At 38.8% G+C, this 2,440-nt stretch carries 2 protein-coding genes; both read right to left on the bottom strand.

Annotated features, from left to right (window positions below; all coding sequences use genetic code 11):
• Positions 1 to 1,202 (bottom strand): O-acetylhomoserine aminocarboxypropyltransferase/cysteine synthase family protein (locus tag QZ055_RS09165; protein ID WP_295826423.1); only part of this gene is annotated, 1,202 nt, incomplete at its 3' end.
• A gap of 277 nt (positions 1,203 to 1,479) precedes the next feature.
• Complete coding sequence (metA, locus tag QZ055_RS09160; protein ID WP_119206953.1) at positions 1,480 to 2,439, bottom strand: homoserine O-succinyltransferase; 960 nt, start codon at positions 2,437 to 2,439, stop codon at positions 1,480 to 1,482.
• Position 2,440 lies beyond the last annotated feature (1 nt).

The raw sequence follows: 2,440 nt of genomic DNA, 5'->3' as shown, positions 1-2,440 counted from the left end.
CGGATCATATCTGGTGTTACGCCAGCAGATTTTTGTTGTTCTTCGTTAAGTTGTGCATGTGTTGTAGATGCAGGATGAATAACAAGAGATTTAGCATCTGCTACGTTAGCAAGGTTGGAGAAGATTTCCAAAGAGTCAACAAGTTTAATACCTGCTTCTTTACCACCTTTTACGCCGAATGTGAATACAGCACCAACACCTTTAGGGAAGTATTTATCTGCTAAAGCTTTGTATTTGCTGTCTTCTAATTCTGGGTAGCTTACCCATGCTACTTTAGGGTGTTTGCTCAAGAAATCTACTACTTTACGAGCATTTTCTACGTGACGTTCTACGCGCAAGGACAATGTTTCAACGCCTTGCAAGATTTGCCATGCTGCAAGTGGAGTAATGCATGCGCCAGTATCACGAAGCAATTGAGCACGAATTTTTACAGTGAATGGGATTGGCAAATCACCATATACTAAGCCATTGTAGTGTTCGTCACCTTCGGAGAAACCAGGATATTTACCAGAACCTTTATAGTCGAATTTACCAGATTCTACTACTACGCCAGCCAATGTTGTACCGTGACCACCAAGGTATTTAGTAGCAGAGTGTACAACTACGTCAGCACCATGTTCTAATGGACGGAACAAGTATGGAGATGCAAATGTGTTATCTACGATCAAGATGATATTATGTTTATGTGCAATATCAGCTACTGCTTGTACGTCGATAAGGTTAATACCAGGGTTACCGATGGATTCGATGTAAACAGCTTTAGTATTTTCATCGATAGCCGCTTCAAATTCTTCCAAATTATCAGGGTTTACGAATTTAGTTTCGATTCCTAAACGTGGCAATGTTGCTGTAAACAAGTTATAAGTACCACCGTATAATGTGGATGCAGCAACGATGTTATCGCCAGCGCTTGCCACGTTCAAGATGGAGTATGTAATCGCTGCAGAACCAGATGCTACAGCGATACCACCTGCACCACCTTCAAGTTGTGCAACACGAGCATCCAATACATCTGTAGTAGGATTGCCAAGGCGGGAGTAAATACCACCAGGATTAGTTAAGGCAAAACGACCTGCTGCTTCTTCAGCATCTTTAAATACGAAAGATGTAGTTTGGTAAATAGGTACTGCACGAGAACCTGTTGGATCTACTGTGTGACCCGCATGTAATTGTAATGTTTCAAATCTGTATTGTTTGCTCATTATAACAACTCCTTTATATTAACTGTGAATTGAGTTCGTTCTTTATACCTAGTATACTACTATGTTTTAAAAATTATGTCTACTATTAATTTTTACGGTTAGCCATAACTTGAAGCTATAGCAAACATGTATTTACTCATAAAACAACAATCCGAAAGATGCCAATTACAGCTATATGCAGTTTCTACACATAAAAAAGCCCCTAATCACTTTTCTAAAACTATCTCACAATAGGAGACCATTAAAAGTAATTAGGGGTATTTCTACTAATCATAATTTAGATATAAGCACCTAAATTTTTATCTCGTTCAAATTTCATTTTTTGGATTTGTTCAATGATGTACGGTGTTTCTTGGTATACATAGTAGTTTAACCAGTTTGTAAACAACAATGTACTTACAGAACGCCAACGTACAACAGGTCGTTGTTTTGGATCATCATCAGGGAAATAATTTTCAGGAACCGCAATATCCAAGCCTTTTTTAATATCTCGTACGTATTCACGGTTGAGTGTATCCCAATCGTATTCAGCGTGACCAAATACAAAGATGTGTTTATTGTCTAAGCTACGAACGATAGCTGCACCGGTTGGTTCAGATCCTGCCAACAATTCTAATTCTCGGTTTTCCTTAATTTGTTGTAAGGAAACTGTGGTATGACGGGAGTGTGGCATCCAGAACTTTTCATCAAAGCCACGCAAGAGCACCGGGCGATCATTGTAAATATCGTGTTCGTATACACCAAACAGCTTTTCATCCATAACGGATTTATTAATGCCAAAATGATGGTACAAACCAGCCTGTGCACCCCAACAGATATAGAACGTAGAGTATACATGCTCTTCGCCCCAATTCATAATTTCTACTAACTCATCCCAGTAATCAACTTCTTCAAAAGGCATTAATTCTACAGGAGCGCCTGTAATGATCATGCCATCAAAAAACTCATCCTTCACCTCATCAAAGGTGCGGTAGAAGGTATCTAAATATTGCTCATCTGTATTTTTAGCCTTACGAGATGCAGTATGCAACAATGTTAAGTTCACTTGCAATGGGCTATTACTAAGAGCACGCAAGATTTGAGTTTCTGTAACTTCTTTAGTAGGCATCAAATTGACTAGCAATATTTGCAAAGGTCGGATTTGTTGAGTCTCCGCCCGTTCTGTATCCATAACGAAAATGTTCTCTTGAGCTAATTTCGTAATGGCCGGTAAATTTTTTATTACTTTAATAGGCATA

It is taken from the genome of uncultured Veillonella sp. (genome assembly GCF_905209685.1).
Lineage (GTDB): Bacteria > Bacillota > Negativicutes > Veillonellales > Veillonellaceae > Veillonella.
Note: the sequence above shows the minus strand (reverse complement) of the source record. Positions and strands in the feature narration are given on the sequence as shown.